This window comes from Coriobacteriia bacterium, from assembly GCA_031292615.1.
Lineage (GTDB): Bacteria > Actinomycetota > Coriobacteriia > Anaerosomatales > JAAXUF01 > JARLGT01.
Window position 1 is genome coordinate 1 of record JARLGT010000119.1, and the last position, 18,419, is coordinate 18,419.

Annotated in this window: 18 protein-coding genes and 1 pseudogene; 16 read left to right on the forward strand and 3 right to left on the reverse strand. The window is 66.3% G+C overall.

The window, feature by feature from the left end; genetic code table 11:
• Both P4L93_10765 and P4L93_10770 read right to left on the reverse strand, forming a co-directional pair.
• A partial coding sequence (locus P4L93_10765) for a carbohydrate kinase family protein (protein MDR3687426.1) occupies window positions 1-929 on the reverse strand: 929 nt, incomplete at its 3' end.
• 67 nt (window positions 930-996) lie between these two features.
• Window positions 997-2,694, reverse strand: a complete 1,698-nt coding sequence (locus P4L93_10770) for a hypothetical protein (protein ID MDR3687427.1) — start codon at window positions 2,692-2,694, stop codon at window positions 997-999.
• A gap of 120 nt (window positions 2,695-2,814) precedes the next feature.
• Here P4L93_10770 and P4L93_10775 point away from each other — a divergent pair, with 120 nt between their 5' ends.
• Together P4L93_10775 and P4L93_10780 are read left to right on the forward strand one after the other, a co-directional pair.
• Complete coding sequence (locus tag P4L93_10775) at window positions 2,815-3,195, forward strand: Rieske 2Fe-2S domain-containing protein (protein MDR3687428.1); 381 nt, start codon at window positions 2,815-2,817, stop codon at window positions 3,193-3,195.
• 8 nt (window positions 3,196-3,203) lie between these two features.
• Window positions 3,204-4,217 carry an alpha/beta fold hydrolase gene (locus P4L93_10780; GenBank protein MDR3687429.1) on the forward strand — a complete coding sequence of 338 codons (1,014 nt, stop codon included), beginning with the start codon at window positions 3,204-3,206 and terminating at the stop codon, window positions 4,215-4,217.
• Here the strand turns inward: P4L93_10780 and P4L93_10785 are convergent.
• A complete protein-coding gene (locus P4L93_10785) occupies window positions 4,214-4,891 on the reverse strand; it encodes a L,D-transpeptidase (protein ID MDR3687430.1) in 678 nt (225 codons plus the stop codon). The two genes, P4L93_10780 and P4L93_10785, sit on opposite strands and share 4 nt — an antisense overlap.
• Window positions 4,892-5,117: 226 nt before the next feature.
• Here P4L93_10785 and P4L93_10790 point away from each other — a divergent pair, with 226 nt between their 5' ends.
• The 14 genes and pseudogenes from P4L93_10790 to P4L93_10855 all read left to right on the forward strand — a co-directional run.
• Complete coding sequence (locus P4L93_10790; protein MDR3687431.1) at window positions 5,118-5,864, forward strand: DUF4388 domain-containing protein; 747 nt, start codon at window positions 5,118-5,120, stop codon at window positions 5,862-5,864.
• 4 nt (window positions 5,865-5,868) lie between these two features.
• Window positions 5,869-6,675: pseudogene (locus P4L93_10795) on the forward strand (protein-glutamate O-methyltransferase CheR).
• Window positions 6,676-6,930: 255 nt separating this feature from the next.
• Window positions 6,931-7,515 carry a tetratricopeptide repeat protein gene (locus P4L93_10800; protein ID MDR3687432.1) on the forward strand — a complete coding sequence of 195 codons (585 nt, stop codon included), beginning with the start codon at window positions 6,931-6,933 and terminating at the stop codon, window positions 7,513-7,515.
• Window positions 7,516-7,587: 72 nt separating this feature from the next.
• Entirely contained in the window at window positions 7,588-7,968 is a 381-nt protein-coding gene (locus P4L93_10805) for a response regulator (GenBank protein MDR3687433.1), read from the forward strand.
• A 13-nt stretch (window positions 7,969-7,981) separates the two neighbouring features.
• Window positions 7,982-9,970: an ATPase, T2SS/T4P/T4SS family gene (locus P4L93_10810; GenBank protein ID MDR3687434.1), complete on the forward strand. Its 1,989-nt coding sequence runs from the start codon at window positions 7,982-7,984 to the stop codon at window positions 9,968-9,970.
• Between the two features lie 7 nt (window positions 9,971-9,977).
• Complete coding sequence (locus P4L93_10815) at window positions 9,978-10,481, forward strand: chemotaxis protein CheW (protein MDR3687435.1); 504 nt, start codon at window positions 9,978-9,980, stop codon at window positions 10,479-10,481.
• The gene (locus P4L93_10820; GenBank protein ID MDR3687436.1) at window positions 10,478-11,029 is read left to right on the forward strand and encodes a chemotaxis protein CheW; all 552 of its coding nucleotides are present in this window, start codon (window positions 10,478-10,480) and stop codon (window positions 11,027-11,029) included. The genes P4L93_10815 and P4L93_10820 overlap by 4 nt, the downstream gene beginning before the upstream one ends.
• A gap of 23 nt (window positions 11,030-11,052) precedes the next feature.
• Window positions 11,053-12,279, forward strand: coding sequence for a HAMP domain-containing methyl-accepting chemotaxis protein (locus P4L93_10825; protein MDR3687437.1), 1,227 nt, complete (start codon window positions 11,053-11,055; stop codon window positions 12,277-12,279).
• Window positions 12,280-12,319: 40 nt separating this feature from the next.
• On the forward strand, window positions 12,320-14,659 hold the full coding sequence (locus tag P4L93_10830) for a hybrid sensor histidine kinase/response regulator (GenBank protein MDR3687438.1): 2,340 nt from the start codon (window positions 12,320-12,322) through the stop codon (window positions 14,657-14,659).
• 23 nt (window positions 14,660-14,682) lie between these two features.
• A complete protein-coding gene (cheB, locus tag P4L93_10835) occupies window positions 14,683-15,729 on the forward strand; it encodes a chemotaxis-specific protein-glutamate methyltransferase CheB (protein MDR3687439.1) in 1,047 nt (348 codons plus the stop codon).
• 62 nt (window positions 15,730-15,791) lie between these two features.
• Window positions 15,792-16,718 (forward strand): glutamate racemase, encoded by a 927-nt coding sequence (murI, locus tag P4L93_10840; protein MDR3687440.1) that lies wholly within the window; start codon window positions 15,792-15,794, stop codon window positions 16,716-16,718.
• Window positions 16,709-17,479, forward strand: coding sequence for an MBL fold metallo-hydrolase (locus P4L93_10845; GenBank protein MDR3687441.1), 771 nt, complete (start codon window positions 16,709-16,711; stop codon window positions 17,477-17,479). Before murI ends, P4L93_10845 begins: the two co-directional genes overlap by 10 nt.
• Window positions 17,480-18,223, forward strand: a complete 744-nt coding sequence (gene rph, locus P4L93_10850; GenBank protein ID MDR3687442.1) for a ribonuclease PH — start codon at window positions 17,480-17,482, stop codon at window positions 18,221-18,223.
• On the forward strand, window positions 18,207-18,419 hold a 213-nt coding region (locus P4L93_10855; GenBank protein MDR3687443.1), incomplete at its 3' end, for a non-canonical purine NTP pyrophosphatase. The genes rph and P4L93_10855, both read left to right, overlap by 17 nt.

Genomic DNA, 18,419 nt, shown 5'->3' on the forward strand with positions numbered 1-18,419 from the left:
ATGCGGTTGACGGTGTCGATACTGACGGTCTCGCTCACGGTCCTCTCGCTCGCCATCGCGATGGCTGCCATCGCGCAACCCAGCTGCGCTGAGTCACGCAGCGGCAGCGCGGCCAACTGCGCGAGTGCGATTCCGGCCGTGAACGCGTCGCCAGCGCCGGTCGCGTTGATAAGCGTCGCGGGTGGCGCGGAAAGCGTCAGCGGGCCGGTTGAGTCGGCCGCGACCACGCCGCCGGCGCCCAGAGTGACGAACACGCGGCCGGCGCCGAGCGCGACCAGCTCGCGGGCAGCCTGCTCGGCGTCCTCGTGCGTGACCACCTCGCGGCCGAGCAGTGCGCCAGCCTCCAGCGCGTTGCAGTGCAAGGCGGCCAAGCGGTGGAGTATCGGCAGCGCGCGCGGAGCTTTCGCGACCGAGATCGCATCGAGGATCAACGGTGCCGGAGCGTACTCGCCGATCCAGGCGAGCGTCTCGGCGGGGAGGTTGGTGTCCACCACAACGAGCGCCGCCCGCGCTAACGCAAACGCGCGTGGCTCGAGCACGTCAGGCGTCAGGCGCTCCATCGCTCGCATGTCGTTCAGCGCGAGCGCCATGTCGCCGCTCGCGTCTAGAATCGCGACGTAGAGCGGGCCGGGCTCGTCGGCAAGTACGAGGGAGTAGGCGATGTCGACGCCGGCACGAGCGCACTCCTCGGCGAGGAAGCGGCCGTTGGCGTCGCCACCCAGCACCGTGATCAGCTGCGTCGCCACGCCTAGGCGCGCGAGGTTCTCGGCGATGTTGCGGCCCACGCCTCCGGGCGACAGCTCGACGCGGCCGGGGTTGGAGTCGCCAGGCACGAGCGCGGCGTCCGGCACGCCGAGGATGTCGACGTTCGCCCCGCCGATAACGACCACCGGGCCTGTCGGCGCGACACTAAGGGGCGAGTAGGGCATGCGCCTTCTTTCGACGAGGACATGACCGAGCATCGCATGCGGAGGCCGGGGAGTTCCAGTGCGCTGGCTAGCGCCGCACCCAGATGCCGAAGTCATCGACAATCTGCACGAGCCGGTACTGCGTGATTAGGCGAGCGATGAACGGGTCGGTCTTAGCCGTGCGCTTGTATGGGAGCATCCCGCGAAGTCGCATGGCGAACTGGTCGGTGAAGACGACATCTGGCATCCCGCCATGCGCCGCAAAGTACGCCAGCGAGTACTTGTAGGAGGGCGAGGGGTAGAGCCACACGGCGTTGGTGTAGATATGGCCGCCCGTGAGCAGGTAGGCCTGGCGCTCGCCATAGAAGGTTACTCGCGCATCCGGCTTGACCCAGCGAGCAGCGGCCGCCTCAAGCTCGGTGAACTCGGCCAGACGGCTTGCGGGCACGTGCATGCCTGCATAGGCACCGCGCGTGAGCATCGCGTGCATCTCGATGGGCCAGCCGTCGTCGATGGTGGTCGCCCACAGCATGGTCATCGCCAGCACGACCGCCAAGAGAGCCGAGGACCAGAGAGCCCTCTCGCCCCACAGGTCCTCGATCGCGCTACCCCACGCGACGAGCACCGCAAGCGACAGGGGCGTCAGGCCGATGACAGGCACGGCCCGCAACCACCCCGCGTCAGTCGAGTAGATGACGGTCAGGAAGCCCACCATTGCCGCCGGTGCCGCGAGCGCCAGCAGACCGAGGACGTCGTTTCGCTTGGCCCACCACGCCCACAGTGCTGAGGGCAGCACAACGGCGAGCACGAACGTGATCAGCCAAGAGGCCGCAGTCGTCCCGAACAGCCGCCCGTGGCTCGAAAGCATCTCGAGGCTGCGCACGAAGGCGAGCATGGGGACTGCAAGCAGAAGAGCCGCGCGTACTCGCGCAGGCACCCGCCCGATGCAGGCGACGAGCGCGGCGAGCCACATCGGCCAGAGAGTGGGCGCGGACAGCGAGGCCCACACACGCCCAAAGGTCAGCGCGAACTTGTCGAGCGGCGAGCGCAGGTTGACCACGTTGGCCGACGCGTAGCTGATACCCTGGCGGATCTCGGCGATCGAAACCGTCGACAGCAGCGCTGTGACGAAGGCCAGCGACGCGACGGCGCACGCGCCCAACATCCAGGCGGCCAGCCGCTTGTCGCGAGTCAGCGCGAGGAACGTGACGACGAAGACGAGCGCGGCGACGCACAACGGTGGGTACGTGACCGACGCAAACACGAGCGCCGCGCCGGCGCCAGCGGCAGCCGGACCGCTTCGATCGGTCCACGCGCGGTGTGCGAGCGCTGTGGCGGCGAGGAAGCCAAGTGCCGTCATGAGGTTGTAGCCCGGCGCGATCAGGTTGAACGGCGGGCACAGCAGCACGACGGCGACCGCCATCGCCGAGACCACCGGCCGAAACGACCGACGCAGTTGAGAGTACGCAAGCGAACCGACGGCCGTGGCGAGCGCCACGTAGAAGAGCCGGTAGGCCATGACGAGATGGTCCAGACCGAACAGTCGCCACCAGACACCCACGAACGCCGCGCTGGGCATGAACCCCAACGACTGGACGCTCATCTCGTCGGCAAAGGGGCGCGCGCCCTGCGCCAGTCGCAGTGCAACGGTGACGTAGTGGCTGTCGTCGTAGAGAGAGACTCCGAAGGTAGCGCGATAGGCCGCGAGCGCGACCGCAACGACGGCAACGATGGCGACCGCGAGTATCTCGGCGTTTGAGGCCTTTGCGCGTGGCTCGGGGGGCATTGGTGCAGGATAGGCGAGGGGCAAGCACAGGGGCAAGCACAGGGGACGTGAGCCAGGCGTGCGGCCGCTTCAATGGGCATACACGAGTAGGCAGTGAGTCAAACGACGGGAGACCTAGAAGTGGATGACTTCATCGAACTGACCAGCGCCGAAGGGCTTGAGCCGGGTACGATGCGTCAAGTCGATCTCGAGGGGCACGAGTTCCTCGTCGCGCGCGTCGGCGACGAGTACTTCGTCACCGACGCACGCTGTGCTCACCTCAACGGACATCTTGCGCGGGGCGTGCTCGAAGGCTCCGTCGTGACGTGCCCGCTGCACCACTCGCAGTACGACCTGCGCGACGGTAGCGTGTTGCGCTGGACCGACTGGACGGGCATGGCGCTCTCCGTAGCCAAGCTCGGGCGCCATCCTCGACCGATTCGCGCGTACGAGAGCAAGGTTGTCGACGGCAAGATCTGGGTGGGCCCGCAGAAGGAGTGCGCGCCCGTCGAGATCGCCTAGCAGCCACCGTGCCCAGCCGACCCTCATCGCGCCGCCGCGCCTGGCCCCTCTGGGTCGGGCTTGGCGTTGTGGTGGGCATCGCCTTGGTGATGGCGCCGTTCCTGGTCCGCGTTCCCGAGCAGGCCGATCTCGCCGAGCCCGAGGATCTCGCGGACGAAGACAGCAAGTTCGTCGAGATCGACGGCATCCGGTTCCACTACAAAGACCAAGGCGATCCGGCCTCACCGCGCACGATTGTGTTCCTCCATGGGTTCGCGTCGAGCCTGTACTCGTGGCGCCACGCCATGGCGGGCTTGCGCGACCGCTATCGCGTGATCGCCTTCGATCGCCCCGGCTTTGGCCTGTCCGGCCGACCACTTCGCGGCACGTGGCAGGGCACGAGCCCCTACACCAACGTCGCGGCCGCCGAGCAGACCCGGGCGCTCATGGACGTGCTTGGGGTGGAGAAGGCCGTGCTGGTCGGTCACTCGCAGGGGTCAAGCTTGAGCGTCATCCTCGACGCACTCTATCCCGAGCGCGTCGAGGCGCTCGTACTGGTGAACACGCCTACGGCCGCGCGGCGGTTCAGGCAGGTTCCAGACGCTGTGATCGACTGGTTGCGCGCCATTCCTCAGGTGGAGCGTCTCTCTCCGTTGTTGGCGCGGCCGTTCTTCGGCCGCAACGCGCGAGCAGTGATGAGCTGGGCGTATCACGACCCCACGAAGCTCTCCGACGAGACCATCGAGCTCGAGCTGAAAGCCACGCATGTGCGTGACTGGGACCGCTCATACGTCGAGCTCACCCCCACCCAGGCCGGGCTGCACGTCCCTGAGGCGATGGCTGCCGTCACGGCGCCAACGCTGGTGATTGCCGGTCGCAACGACCGCACAGTTCCCTATCGCGACCAGGTGCGCGCCGCACGAGCGATTCCCGGCGCGCGACTGATCACCTTCGACGCGACGGGCCACGTCGTGCCCGAGGAGCGCCCCGGTGCCTTTCTCGAGGTGCTCGAGGACTTCCTCGGCGAGTTGGACGAGGTCTAGGGCCGTATCTCGACGGGAGTGCCGAGCCCGATGCGCGGGTAGAGCTCGGCGATGTCGGAGTTCGAGAGCGCGATGCAACCGGTGCTCCAGTCGGTCCCGGTCCCGCCCCCGTGGATCATGATCTCGCCGCCCAGCTTGGTGTTGTATGGCGGGCGGCGGTAGTGACGGATCGCCTCCACGATCGCCCGCTGCTCCCGCTTGGTGATCAGCCCGGCGGCAACGCCTCGCTCGGCATCTTCCTTGTCGGGATACGAGAGGCCTAGCGAGCGCACGTACTTGCTCTCGTCGTTTCGCACGCACACGTAAAAGTCGCCCTCGGGGGTGCGCCTGTCGCCCTGCCGCACCTTGTCGCCGAGCGGTCGAGCGCCCAGTGCGATCCGGTATGTCTTGACGACCTGTCCCGCCGAGAACACCGCCAACGTTCGACGCGACTTCTCGACGAGCAGCTTGGGGTCGACCAGAACGCCGGGCAGCTTGCCTCCGATAGCGCCGAGTGTGACGGCCGGCGCGGCACTGGCCAAGGCGATGCCGATTGCGTGGTCCACCGCGGCCTGAGCGCTGTCGGGCTTCGGAGGCGATGCCGGAGCCTCGGATGCGGCGTGTTGCAGCCGCACGACCCAGATCAGGCCGAGAGCCGCGATCACGATCACCGCTGCCGTGAGAAAGGCGCGCACGCCACCTCCACGCTCCGAGGGAACACTCATAGCGTATCAGCGCGGCGACCTTCGCGGCGAGTGGTTGTCGAGGGTTCGCATTCACCCTCTTGTGTGAGCTGCGTCACGCCGATAGAACGTTTGTGGGTAGATAGCTGCCTCGCGACTCGGCACGCTACGTGCGTGCTGGCTCTTCTCGGCGCACGAATGGATACGAACGGTATTTACCGTCTTCTCGGGAGGCAACGTGGCACTGGAGGGCAACCTCAAAGACTTCTCGCTCGCCGACATGTTCCGGCTGCTGGTCTCGGGCTCCAAGTCCGGGACGCTACACGTCACGGGACCTGAAGGCGACGGCATCGTCTGCTTCAGGGCAGGTGAGGTCTTCTACGCCTCGACCAGCCCCGTGCGCGAGCCGGCCGGCAAGCGGCTAGCGCGCGTCGGGATCATCTCGGACAAGCAACTTCGCCAGGCCCAGGGCCTCATGAAGATCCAGAAGCGCGACAAGGCCAACCGCAAGCTTGGCCAGATCCTCGTAGACGAGGGCTATCTCGACGCAGACGTCTTGGAGGAGTTCATCTCCGAGCAGGTCACCGAGGTGCTTTTCGAGCTGCTGCGCTGGGACGAGGGCGAGCTGAGGTTTGAGGCTCACGAGCACCTCGACGACGTGGATCTGGGCCTGTCGCTGTCCATCGAGAACGCCGTTGCCGATGCCGAGAAGCGCCTCGAGGCGTGGAACCGTATCCGCGACAAGATCCCGTCGATGGACACGCGCTTCGCGATGTCGTCGAGCCCCGGTCAGAAGCCCACAGAGATCCACCTCAAGCCGCGCGAGTGGATGCTGCTGTGCTACTTGCACGGACATCGCAGCGTCCGCGAGCTAGTCGAGCTGACCGGCTACAACGACTTCGAGACCGCCAAAGTCCTCTACGGTATGTACTCGGGCGGTTTGATCGAGAAGGTCGGACCTGCCGGCGAGCCTGTCGCGGAGTAGTGCCGTGACTCAGTACGGCGCGAGCCTGAAGAAGGATCTCACTGCCGAGGAGTTCGAGCGTTTCCGCGACTGGATACACAAGCACTCCGGCATCTACCTGGAAGAAACACGTCTCGACTCGCTGCGCATCTCGCTCGTCACGCGCGCAACTCGGCTCGGGTTCGTCGACTACGGCGAGTACTACCGCATACTCACTTCGAGTGAGGCCGAGTTCAAAGAGCTCATGAACCTCGTCACTATCAACGAGACGTCGTTCTTCCGCTTCCCGGCGCAGTTCGACGTCTTGAGGGATCGCGTCATCCCCGACGTCCTGGAGCACAAGCCACGCTCAAGCGAGACGTTTCGCGTCTGGTCGGCAGGGTGCTCGACCGGCGAGGAGCCCTACACCATAGCGATGACGCTGCTGGACTCATCGCTGCAGAGCAAGGGTTATCGCTGCTAGGTGCTGGGCACCGACGACTCCACTCAGGCACTGGACCGAGCGCGCGACGCCATCTACCCGGCTCGCGCGCTCGCCAACCTCCCGCAGAACGTCTCTCAGCGCTGGTTCGAGACCGTCAACGGCTTGCATCGGCCGGTCAAGCGCGCGCGCGACATCGTGGAGCTGTCGTATCACAACCTCGTTAAGGAGCCGTACCCCACGGCGCTGCTCTCGAACTGGGACGTCATCTTCTGTCGCAACGTGACCATCTACTTTCGAGTCGAGTCGACCCGGCGCGTCGTGGACAACTTCTATCAAGCGCTCAATCCTGGCGGCTACCTCTTCATAGGGCACTCCGAGACCCTCTCTACCATCTCGGACTGCTTCGAGCCGGTCGAGATCGATGGCGTCTTTCTCTACCGCAAACCGCTGCGCCGCTTCGTCGCGTTGGGCGCAAGCGGAGCTGGCCGGACCGAGCCTGCGCGTCGGCCAACCGTCGCCGAGCTGAGCGCGGCCAACACAACGCCCGCGGCCGCCCCGGTGCAGCAGCCAGGCTCGGCACGTCCGCAGACGGCGCCAGCCGCTGAGCTGCCGGCAACGCCCGTAGTCGCCGTAATCCCCCAGCGTGCCGAGAACGACCCGCCTGTGCCGGCTCCCGCGACGGATTCGGCCGCGGACTCGGCGTACCCGGCGCCCGCGTCCGCAGACCCTTCTACTTCGCCCGTCGCCGTCCTACTTGCCGAGGCACGCTTGCTGCTCGAGCAAGGGGAGCCGCAGCTGGCCAAGCAGGCCGCCGAGAAGGCGATCGCGCTGGAGCCTCGCAACATCGACGCGATGCTCGTCGTCGCCTACGCGCATGCCGACTCGGGCGACTTCGATGCAGCAATCGCCGAGGCCAACTCGGTGTTGGAGATCGACCCGCTGGTCGCATCGGCGCGCTACATCCTCGGCATCATCTACCAGCGCCAGTGCGAGCCGACCTCGGCGCTGGGCGAGTTTCGGCGCACGATCTACATCGATCAGGAGTTCGTACTCGCCCACTTCAACGCGGCCAACATCTTGCGCGCACGCGGCGAGGCAGAGGATGCCTGCCGTGAGTACGAGAACACGCTACGCGCGCTGTACGTGAATCCTGCCGGCTCGTGGACCGCGTTTCTGGGCGGTTTTCGACCGGATTTGCTGGCCAAGACGTGCGAACGCAGTCTGATAGAGTGTCGAAGAGGGACTTAAGTCAGCCTCAAGGCGCCCGCTTAACAGGGCGATAACCTGGGAGACGAGTCCACGGAGGGGAGCTAGAAAGAGATGGCCAACGCGCGAGTTCTCGCGGTCGATGACAGCCCGACCATCCTGGAGATGATCAAGGCGATTCTCCAGTCCGGCGGCTACGAGGTCATCACCGCAACCGATGGGGCAGAGGCGCTCGAGACCGCACGTGCCGAGGTCCCCGACCTGATCCTTCTGGATGTCATGCTGCCCAAGCTGGACGGCTATCGCGTCTGCCGTCTTCTCAAGTTCGACCAGAAGTACAAGAACATCCCGATCATCATGCTCACGGCCAAGACCGAGGAGCAGGCGATGGCGACCGGCATCCGGACCGGCGCCAACCAGTATCTGACCAAGCCCATCGAGCCTGAGCGGCTGCTCTCGGCTGTTGCCGAAGAGCTCGCCAAGGTCTCGGGATGAGCGCGGCCGGTCGATGATGGCTGAAAACAACTCCATGTCGGGCCGCGTGCTCGACGCCCTGTGTTCGGCGGGGCTGCTCTCGCTCGACGACCTCGGCGGCGCACGGGCCGAGACGGGGAGCGACGCCGACGCGGGTCGCGACCTCGTCCAGCGCGGCGTCGTCACGCAGCAGCAGATCTCTGGCGTCCTCGAGGACGAACTTGGCGTGCCTCGGGTCGATCTGGCAAGCTACGCCCCCGACGAAGAGGCACTTCAGCGCGTGCCCGCCGAGGTGGCGCGTGCTCGGCACGTCCTCCCGCTCTTCGAGATCGAGGGGATGCTCACCGTCGCAATCGGCGAGCCTGTGGACATCTTCATGCTCGACGAGCTGGCGGCTGAGCTTGCGCTGGAGGTCGAAGCGGTGCTGGCCGACTCACCCGCAGTAAGCGCGGCGATCGTCCAGTACTACGGCGAAGAGCCCGCTGAGGAAGGCGCGGCACAGGCCGAGCCAGCGACGGTGGACGAGGCACCAGCCCCAGTGTCGGCGTTCGAGTTCGAGCCCGAGCCTGACGTCGAGTCAGCCGGCCCGATGTTCTCGGCGGGCGAGGCCGTGTTCTTCGACGGGGTGGCGGTGGTCAGCGACACCGACGAGCTCGAGATATCGGCGGCCGACTTCTTCGATGTCGCCGAGGAGTTGCCCGTCATCGTCGACGCTCCTGCAGACGTCGCCGAGCAACTCGAGGCCGGATCTCCCGCTGAGGCACCCATCGGAGCTGAGCTTGCAGCGCCGCCGCAGACCGTTGCCGATGTCGTAGCAGCGGAGACGCAGTCCGCATCGGGCATCGATCTTGACGTACTTGCAGTCGCCGACGAGCGCAAGCTCGCCGTGCTGGTCACCGACATTCTCGAGCAGGCCGTAGCTCGCGGCGCGAGCCGCATCCACCTACTCCCGTACAAGAACGACTTCTTCCTGGTCTTCCGCATCCAAGGGCGGCTCGAGAAGATTGCGAGCGCGCCGCTGTCGATGCAGCAGCCGCTGATCGAGGGCTTCAAGCACTTCGCCAAGCTCGGCGGCGTTACTTCGGATCTGCCCGCACTCGGGCGTCTACACGCCGAGATCGGCGGCAAGCAGCTCGTGCTCACGGTCTCCTCGGTGCCCACGGTTGCGGGCCAGCGCCTCGTCGTGTCGTTCTCGCCTGCACGCCCCCAGCCGCGCAACTTCCTCGAGCTGGGGATGAGCGAGGCCGAGTCGCGCGCCTTGCAGGCGATGGTCGAGCGCGGCCGCGGCATCCTGTTGGTCGCAGCGCCCGTCGCCGGTGGACGCTCCAGCACCTACTACGCACTGCTGAGCCATGCGGCGCAGGCCGGCAAGACTGTCTACTCGGTAGAACGCGCCATCGAATACGAGATTCCCGCCGTCGCGCAGGTGCTCGTCAACCCAGGTTCGCCCGTGGGCGCCGCGTCGTACTTCGCCGCCGGCATGCGCCAGGACACCGACGTGCTGGCGATCGACTCGATGCAGTCGGTCGAAGACGTGCACCTCGCCATCGAGGCGGCGGGTCTGGGCAAGCTCGTCGTCGCAACGTTCGCCGGCGCCGACATCGTAGCCGGTGTGCGCCGAATGCTCGACCTCGGTGCCGAGCCGGTATCGCTGGCTAGCGCGCTGACGCTCGGCGTGGGCCAGCGCGTCGTGCGCACTAACTGTCCCAACTGCTCGCAAGACGAGAAGAGCCCGCTCGCCGCCAAGATCCCCGGCGCCGAGAAGAACATGACGACGCGACGCGGCACTGGCTGCCCGAACTGCGGCAAGTCCGGCTTCCAAGGAGCCACCGGCATCTTCGAGGTGCTGCCGTTCACCGAGCCGGTGCGCGCGCAGATCGCCCGCGCGGCGACCGCCGAGCAGCTTGCGGCGGCGGCGAAGGCCGCGGGAATGCGGCCGATGATAGCCTCGGGCCTGGCCAAGGTTCGCGACGGTGTCGTCAGCCCAGATGAACTCGACCGCGTGCTGCGGTTCAACGTGTGAGCCAGCCGTGACATCCGCCCCGGACATCATCGACGAGGCCACGCAGATCGACACTGACGACGCGGGCGCCTGCGCGATGGTCGAGCGGGTGCTCGCGTTCTTCTTGGGCACGCAGCGCTACGCGCTGCCGATCGAGCGCGTGCGCGAGATACAGCAGATAGTCGCCTTCTCGGAAGTACCCTCGATGGGTTCGGGCGTCGTTGGGATGGTCAACCTGCGAGGTAGCGTGGTTCCCGCTGTGGACATGCGGCGCCTCGTCGGCCTGGAGCCGCTCGAGTGCACGCTCGAGACCCCGATGATCATCGCTGACGTGCACGGCGAGACGCTCGCGCTGCTCGTCGACGAGGTGCAGGACGTCTTCGAACTGCCGCCGGGCTGTCTTCAGGAGTCGCCGGCGCTGCACGCGCTTTCGGCTAGCTTGATCGGGGTGGCCCGCGTGGGCGACGGTCTGGTCTACGTGCTCGATCTCGACCGACTGGTCGACTCGAGCCTGTTTGGTGGCCCGCGATGACCGAAGAACAGACCGGGCATTTCTTTGGTGGCACGCCCGTCGACATTCTGGAGGCCAGAGCGGCTTCGCTCGCTCAAGAGCCGGCTGAAGAGGACGCCTCCGATCGGCTGTCAATGCTGCTCTTCCGCATCGGTGACGAGCAGTACTCGGTCGATGTGGCGGACGTGCGCGAGATATTTCAGGAGTACACGGTCACGAGCTTGCCCTGCACGCCGGAGTTCATACTCGGCGTGACGAACGTGCGTGGCGAGATTCTCTCGGTCACCGATCCGGCGATTCTCATGTCGCTGGGGCGTATCGTCGGACCGGTAGACGCGCAGCCCCCGGCTGTGGTGCTTACGAACGGCCTAGTCGCGACCGCGATCGTCGTCGACGAGATCGGCGACATAGTCGAGATTGCCAAGAGCACGCTTGAGCCGCCGGTCAGCATCATCGACCGTGCCCAGGTGGAGTTCGTCGCAGGTTCGATGTTCGTTGACGGCGCGATGGTGGGAGTCCTCAACGTGGAACGAGTGCTCGAGCCAGTGGGCAACTCGAGCCACCACTAAGACCGGGAGGTCGACGGAAGAGCATGCGTATCTGGGACAAGATCAACAGCCGGCTTCTCTATCGTCTGACTCTGACGACCGTCGCGATGCAGGTGGCGTTCCTCGCCATCCAGATCGTGCTCATCACGCTGTTCTTGGGCACCTACATCGGCGCCACGCAGCGCACGGTCGATGCGATCGTGATGCTGATGGGCATCTCGGTCATCGTTCTGGTGATCTGGGCCGTGCTCCAGTACTTCATCGCCCGCAGGTCGCTCGATCCACTCACGTCGATCGTCGACAGCGTCCAGGCGGCCTGCCAGGGCGACATCGGCCACAAGGTCGAGGTCACCTCGACCGACGAGATCGGGGTGCTCGGCAGCTCGTACAACCAGATGCTCGACCTGATCGTCTACCTCATCCGCCAGACGCAGGAGTCCTCCAAGCGTCTGGCCGTCTCAAGCAACGACATCCTCTCGGCCACCGAGCAGCAGGCCTCCGGTTCCGCCGAGCAGGCCGCGTCGATCAGCGAGACAACGGCGACGATGGAGGAGCTGGCCAGCACGTACCGCCAGATCGCCGAGAACGCCAACCAGGTCGTCAAGATGGCCGAGGCGTCGCTCGGCAGCGCTGAGAACGGACAGCAGGCCGTGGCCAATACGCTCTCGGCGATGGAGGAGATCAAGAACCGCACGCAAGCCAGCGCCAACAAGATCCTCACGCTGGGCGAGCGCAGCCAGCAGATCGGCCAAGTCCTCGCAATCATCAACTCGATCGCCGACCAGACGAAGATCCTCGCTCTGAACGCCGCCATCGAGGCTGCCCGTGCGGGCGACGCGGGCAAGGGCTTCTCGGTGGTTGCCGTTGAGATCCGCAAGCTCGCCGAGTCCGTGGTCGATTCGACCGGCGAGATCGGCGGGATCATGAGCGAGATCCAGACCTCCGCCAACGACCTCGTCATCTCTACCGAGCACGAGCTTCGACAGGTTCAGGCCGGCGTCGATCTTGCGCACTCGACCGGCGACAACCTCGACCGCATCCTCGAGCTCGTGGAGCAGACCACCATCGCCGCCAAGGAGATCTCCGCGGCCACCCAGCAGCAGAAGACCGCGACCGACCAGGTCGTCAAGGCGATGCGTGAGGTTGCGGCGGTGGCTCAGCAGACGGCGGCCGGGTCTCGGCAGGTCGCGTCGTCAGCCGAGGTGCTCTCGAGCATGGCTCGCGAGTCTTCGCAGGTGGGCTCGGCGTTTCAGATCGTCGACGGCGTCTAGGGTCCCGTACGTTCGCCCCGGCAAGGAGCAGTAACCCCAGATGGTCGAATTCGACCGCAGTGCGTTCATATCTAAGTTTCAGGAAGAGGCGCAGGACCTGCTCCAGCGCCTCAACGAAGGCGTTATCACGCTGGAGTCGACTCCTGACGACCGCCCGCTGATCGACCAGCTGATGCGCGATGCGCACACGATCAAGGGCTCTTCGCGCATGGTCGGGCTCATCGAGATCTCGGACGTCGCGCACTGGCTCGAGGACATCATGGTCAAGGTTCGCGACAAGGAACTCGCCTACACGCCGGACATGACCGACACGTTCTTCGAGGCGCTCGACGCCATCGTCTACCTCACCGACAACGCGGGCGTCAACGTCGGTGACGCGCTCGATCTCGCCGGCCTGAAGGAGCGCCTCGCCGCACTGGCCGAGGTGCCCGAGCCCGCCGAGCCGCCCAAGACGGCGCGCGCCAAGGCCGCGCTGGCCAAAGCGGCAAAGGCCGAGGCGGCAGCCCCTGCGGGCGCCGCTATAGCCGAGGAGTCCGCGAGCGAGGTCGACGACTTTGACGCGGACGGCGAGCCGGAGCTCGGGTCGCCCGCATCCAGCGCGATTGACGCGCGAGCGACGCAGCGCGACAGCGAGCTGAAGTCCAAGAACGCCCAGACGATCCGCATCCGCACCAGCCAGGTCGACAGCCTGCTCAACGTCATCAGCGAGGTCGTCATCGCGCAGATCAAGACCGAGCAGCGCACGCACGACGTTCGCGCGATCCAGCGCGGTGCCAACGATGCGTGGCAGTCGTGGGTGCGCGTGAAGTCGGCGCTCTCCTCGGCGGTCAGCCCCGAGCTGGCCGAGGCGCTCGCCGACGACATGGCGGCCCTCGACGAGCTGCTGTCGGCGACCCGCAGGGACATCGCGGGCTTCGCAAAGGAGCACTCGGACGACTCGTCGCGCACGTCGGTGGTGGTCGGCGATCTGCAGGAGCTGGGCATGGGACTCCGCATGCTCCCGGCTAACACGATCTTCCAAGCGTTCCCACGCGCGATTCGCGATCTTTCCAAGCAGTTCAACAAGGAGATCGAGCTGATCATCGAGGGCGGGGAGACCGAGCTGGACAAGAAGGTCCTCGAGGAGATCAACGACCCGCTCGTCCACATCATGAGAAACGCCGTCGACCACGGCATCGAGGACCCTGCGGTGCGCGTCGCTGCAGGCAAGCCGGCGACCGGCACCATCACGATGGCTGCTCGGCAGGAGGGCGACCGCATCGTCATCGAGATCGCCGACGACGGTGCCGGCATCGACCCCGACCGCATTCGCGAGGCCGCAGTGCGCAAGGGCTACCTCACCGAGGCCGAGGCCAAGTCGACGTCGGACCGCGAAGCGCGGTACATGATCTTTGAGGCGGGCTTCTCGACCGCAGCGATCATCACCGAGATATCAGGCCGGGGCGTGGGGATGGACGTGGTGCGCGAGTTCGTCGTCGAGAAGCTCAAGGGCTCGCTCGACGTCGACTCCGAGCCGGGGCGCGGAACCACCTTCCGGCTCACCATCCCGCTGACGCTCGCAATCATCAGGGCGCTGCTGCTGCGTGTGGGTACCCAAGTCTATGCGCTTCCCACCGGCTCGATCGAAGAGACGCTCCGCATCGACCCCTCCGACATCCTCAAAGTCGAAGGCCGTGAGGTGATACGGCGCCAGCGTCGGACCATCCCGCTCGTGCGGCTCTCGGAGATCCTCGGCGTGCCGGCCGATCCGCCGCTGAACAAGGTTCCCATCGCGACGATCGGCTACTCCGGACACCGAATGGGGTTCATCGTCGACTCGTTCGTGGGCGAGCAGCAGATCGTCATCAAGACGCTGGGCACGCACCTGGCCAAGGTCGACAACGTCGCCGGTGTGACCATCCTGGGCGCGGGCGAGGTAGTGCCGATACTCAACGTGCCCGACCTGATGAACAACGCACGAACCCGCAGCGGCCAGCGCGTGGGGCGCGTCGAGCATGTCGAGCGCGCCGGCTCTCGCAAGATACTGATCTGCGAGGACTCGTTTACCACACGCGAGCTCGAGCGCTCCATCTTCGAGGCTGCTGGCTACGACGTCGAGACCGCAAACGATGGCGCCCAAGGCCTGAAGAAGCTTCGCGAGGGCCTGAAGGTTGAAGCCGTCGTCACTGACGTGCAGATGCCCAACATGACCGGTTTCGAGCTGACACGCGCCATCAAGAACGACCCGCTGCTCGAGCGCATTCCCGTCATCATCGTCACCTCGCTAGAGCGCGATGAGGAGAAGGCCGAGGGCGTGCAGGCCGGCGCAGACGCCTACATCACCAAGTCCGTCTTCAACCAAGATACGCTGCTCGACACCGTCGAGCGTCTTATCCGCTGACTTCAGAGAGCTCGCGAACTCATATGACCACCGCCAAGCCCATCATTCGTGTCGTCGTCGCCGACGACTCCCTCGTCGCCCGAGACATGCTCGCCGAGATACTCTCGGCAGACCCAGGAATCGAGGTCGTCGGGCTGGCCACCAATGGACTCGAAGCGGTCGAGATGGTGGAGCGGCTTCGCCCCAACCTCGTGACTATGGACATCCACATGCCCAAGATGAACGGGCTGGAGGCCACCGAGCGGATCATGGCGTTTTATCCCACGCCCATCCTCGTGGTCTCGTCGTCGGTGCACGGCGAGGGCATGGGCCAGGCGTTCGACGCGCTGAAGCTCGGCGCGCTCGAGGTCATCAAGAAGCCCGAGATTCGCGAGTCGGCCGACCTCGACCGCGTCGCAAAGGAAGTCCAGCGCAAGGTCAAGATCCTAGCCAACGTGCGGGTTATCACGCACATCGGAGGTCGCCGAGGACATCGCACTGCGGCTGGAACCGTCGCGCCGCCAGACGGCGCATCGCGCGGCATCGTTGCGATCGGCTCGTCGACCGGCGGGCCCTCGGCGCTGCTCTCGGTCTTCGAGCGGCTGCCTGCTGGACTGTCGGTCCCGGTGCTCGTCGCCCAGCACATCGCCGAGGGCTTCGTACCTGGCCTCGTGAGCTGGCTTGATGCCGGAAGCCCCATCCGAGTGGTCACCGCCGAGGCGGGAACCGTCCCGGTTGCGGGCGTGGCGTACGTCGCGCCCACCGGCACCAACATGGTAATCGAAGGCAAGCGGATTGGGCTCATCGAGCCGGCCCCAACCCAGCTCTACGTGCCCAACGTCGATGCGCTCTTCGAGTCGGTCGCGCGGTCCTTTGGCAAGCGGGCCATCGGCGTTCTACTCACGGGGATGGGCGCCGATGGCGCGAAGGGCCTGGTTCGCATGCACGAGCGTGGCGCGGTCACCATCGCGCAGGACGAGGAGACGAGCACCGTCTTCGGCATGCCGAAGGCGGCCATCGAGCTCGGGGCGGTAGATCGCACGCTCGCGATCACCGATGTCGGCACCGCCATCGTCGAGCTGATCGGCTAGCGCGGCAAACACCGGCGGACCAAGCGACCGATGAGCCGGGGTGGGGCGCTATACTCGGAACCATGAAATCGGCTGCGATCGGCATATTCGACAGCGGGCTCGGGGGGCTGACCGTCGCACGCGAGATAGCTCGCGCGCTTCCCGGTGAGTCCCTCGTCTATCTGGGCGATACGGCGCGCTGCCCCTATGGGCCGCGCGACTTGTCCGAGGTTCGCCGATTCGTCGTGGAGATCGGCTCGTGGCTTGCCGATCAGCGCATCAAGTTCCTCGTGATCGCCTGTAACACCGCCACCGCCGCCGGGCTGACGCTGGCCCAGCGCGCGTTCCCGGTACCGGTCGTCGGTGTAATCGAGCCTGGTGCGCGCGCCGCAGTGATGGCGACGCGCAACCGTCGCGTCGGCGTCATCGGCACGGAAGGCACCATCCACTCGGGCGCGTACAGCGCTGCCGTGCGCGCGCTCGACGCAGGTGTCACCGTGTTCTCGGCGGCCACTCCGCGCTTCGTCGAGATCGTCGAGGAGGGGCTGCGGCTCGACACGGGCCCGATGGAGGGCCTGCTCGCCGACTCGGCCGACGTCTTCGTGCGGCCATCGTTCCACCAGATGGCGCGCGACTACCTCGACCCGCTCAAGCGTAGCGGCATCGACACGCTCGTCTTGGGGTGCACGCACTACCCGCTGCTCTCGGCGTCGATCCAGCAGGTGGTGGGGCAAAAGGTCCAGCTGATCAGCTCCGCGCACGAGACCGCGCTCGAGGTCGCCGAGACGCTCGGCCGCCGAGGCCAGCTGGCTGTCGCCGGGCACGAGCCGCACCATCGCTTCGCCACCACGGGCGACGCGGCCGAGTTCGCTCGGCTGGGCAGCAGGGTGTTCGGGGCGCCTATCGACTCCGTCGAGTCGGTCGCACTCGAGCAGCTCGCAACGCTGCCCACCGCAGAGCTGCTTGCATTGATGAACGACCCAGCCGCAGGGGAGGCAACATGCGCGTGACGGTACTTGGGTCCTCGGCGAGCTATTCGGGGCCGGGGAGGGCATGTGCGGGCCATTTCGTCGAGGCGGCGGGCGCTCGCGTGCTCTTCGACATCGGAAACGGGACGCTTTCCAACCTCGCGCAGGTCGAGGACCCGACTCGCCTCGATGCCGTCTTCATTACCCACAACCACCCCGACCACTACGCCGACATCTATGCGCTGCACGCGGCGCTGCGCTACTCGCCGTACGGCATGAGCGGCCCCATGCCGCTCTACGTGCCCGAAGGGCTCTGGGAGCGCCTTCCGTGTCTGCTCTCAGAGCGCGGTGCGGCCGACCTCGCCGAGGCGTTCGTGCCGATCACCATCCACCCCGACGAGCCGATCACGGTGGGCGGGCTGACGGTCACCCCAGTCGCGGTGGAGCACACCGACCCCACGTTCGCGCTGGTCGCCGAGAGCGATGGCTCGCGCCTCGTCTACACATCCGACACCGCGCCGTGCGGAGGCGTAACCCGCGCTGCCCAAAAGGCCGACCTGCTGCTGGCCGAGGCCACACTTCCCGAGCGTTTCGCGGACACGGCGCCGCACATGACCGCGACACAGGCAGCCGAGCTTGCGCGGGATGCCGGGGCGCGGGCGCTGGCGCTCGTGCACGTCTGGCCCACCACCGACCGCGCCGAGGTGGCGCAGATCGCCTCGGACGTCTTTGGCCGCTGCGTCATGGTCGCCGACGAGTTCGACGTATTCGAGATTGCCACACCTGGCCGAAAGGACGTCTGAATGAGCTCTCGACCCGAGGGTCGCGCAAGCGACGCACTGCGCCCCGTCCGTATCACTCGTCGCTACCTCAAGCACGCGATGGGCAGCTGCATCTTCGAGCTGGGCGACACGCGAGTCCTGTGTGCGGCCAACATCGACGAGGGCGTCTCCTCTTGGCGGCGCGGCACCGGTCTGGGCTGGGTCACAGCTGAATACGCCATGCTGCCGGCTGCGACGCACACCCGCTCGCGGCGTGAGAGCTCCAACGGCGGTCCCAAAGGGCGCACGCAGGAGATACAGCGCCTCATCGGCAGGTCGATGCGCAGCATCGTCGACATGGGCGGGCTCGGCGAGGTGACCGTCACGATCGACTGCGACGTGCTGCAGGCCGACGGTGGCACGCGAACGGCGTCGATTACCGGCGCGTACATCGCGCTTCACGATGCGCTCTCGCAGTGGATGGCCGCCGGCAAGACCGGCAGCATCCCACTGACCGAGCAGGTCGCCGCTACGAGCGTGGGCATGGTCGACGGCGAATTGCTCCTCGACCTTGAGTACGCCGAAGACTCCATCGCCGAGGTCGACATGAATGTTGTCATGGACGGCCGCGGTCGCTTCATCGAGGTCCAAGGGACCGGCGAGCAGACGCCATTCGATCGCGCGCGGCTCGACGGTCTGCTCGATCTGGCGGTCTTGGGAGTGGAGCGGCTCGTAGCGATTCAGAACAAGGTGCTCGAGGAGGACTTGGATGTCTTCGAATCCTGAGGGCGGTATCGACGTCGTCGTTGGTAGCTCCAACCACGGCAAACTCGCCGAGATCCGCTCGGCGCTGGACTTCCCCGGCTGGCGCTTCGTCGCGGCCTCGGAGCTTGAGGCCGAGTGGCCGAGCCCCGAGGAGGATGGCGAGACGTTTGAGGACAACGCGCGCATCAAGGCGCGCGCGGCACACGAACGCTTCGAG

Coding starts and splice junctions, on each gene's coding strand:
- P4L93_10770 (MDR3687427.1), bottom strand. CDS start 2,694: ATGCCCCCCGAGCCACGCGCAAAGGCCTCAAACGCCGAGATACTCGCG.
- P4L93_10805 (MDR3687433.1), top strand. CDS start 7,588: ATGGCCAACGCGCGAGTTCTCGCGGTCGATGACAGCCCGACCATCCTG.
- P4L93_10810 (MDR3687434.1), top strand. CDS start 7,982: ATGATGGCTGAAAACAACTCCATGTCGGGCCGCGTGCTCGACGCCCTG.
- P4L93_10820 (MDR3687436.1), top strand. CDS start 10,478: ATGACCGAAGAACAGACCGGGCATTTCTTTGGTGGCACGCCCGTCGAC.
- P4L93_10825 (MDR3687437.1), top strand. CDS start 11,053: ATGCGTATCTGGGACAAGATCAACAGCCGGCTTCTCTATCGTCTGACT.
- P4L93_10830 (MDR3687438.1), top strand. CDS start 12,320: ATGGTCGAATTCGACCGCAGTGCGTTCATATCTAAGTTTCAGGAAGAG.
- cheB (MDR3687439.1), top strand. CDS start 14,683: ATGACCACCGCCAAGCCCATCATTCGTGTCGTCGTCGCCGACGACTCC.
- murI (MDR3687440.1), top strand. CDS start 15,792: ATGAAATCGGCTGCGATCGGCATATTCGACAGCGGGCTCGGGGGGCTG.
- P4L93_10845 (MDR3687441.1), top strand. CDS start 16,709: ATGCGCGTGACGGTACTTGGGTCCTCGGCGAGCTATTCGGGGCCGGGG.
- rph (MDR3687442.1), top strand. CDS start 17,480: ATGAGCTCTCGACCCGAGGGTCGCGCAAGCGACGCACTGCGCCCCGTC.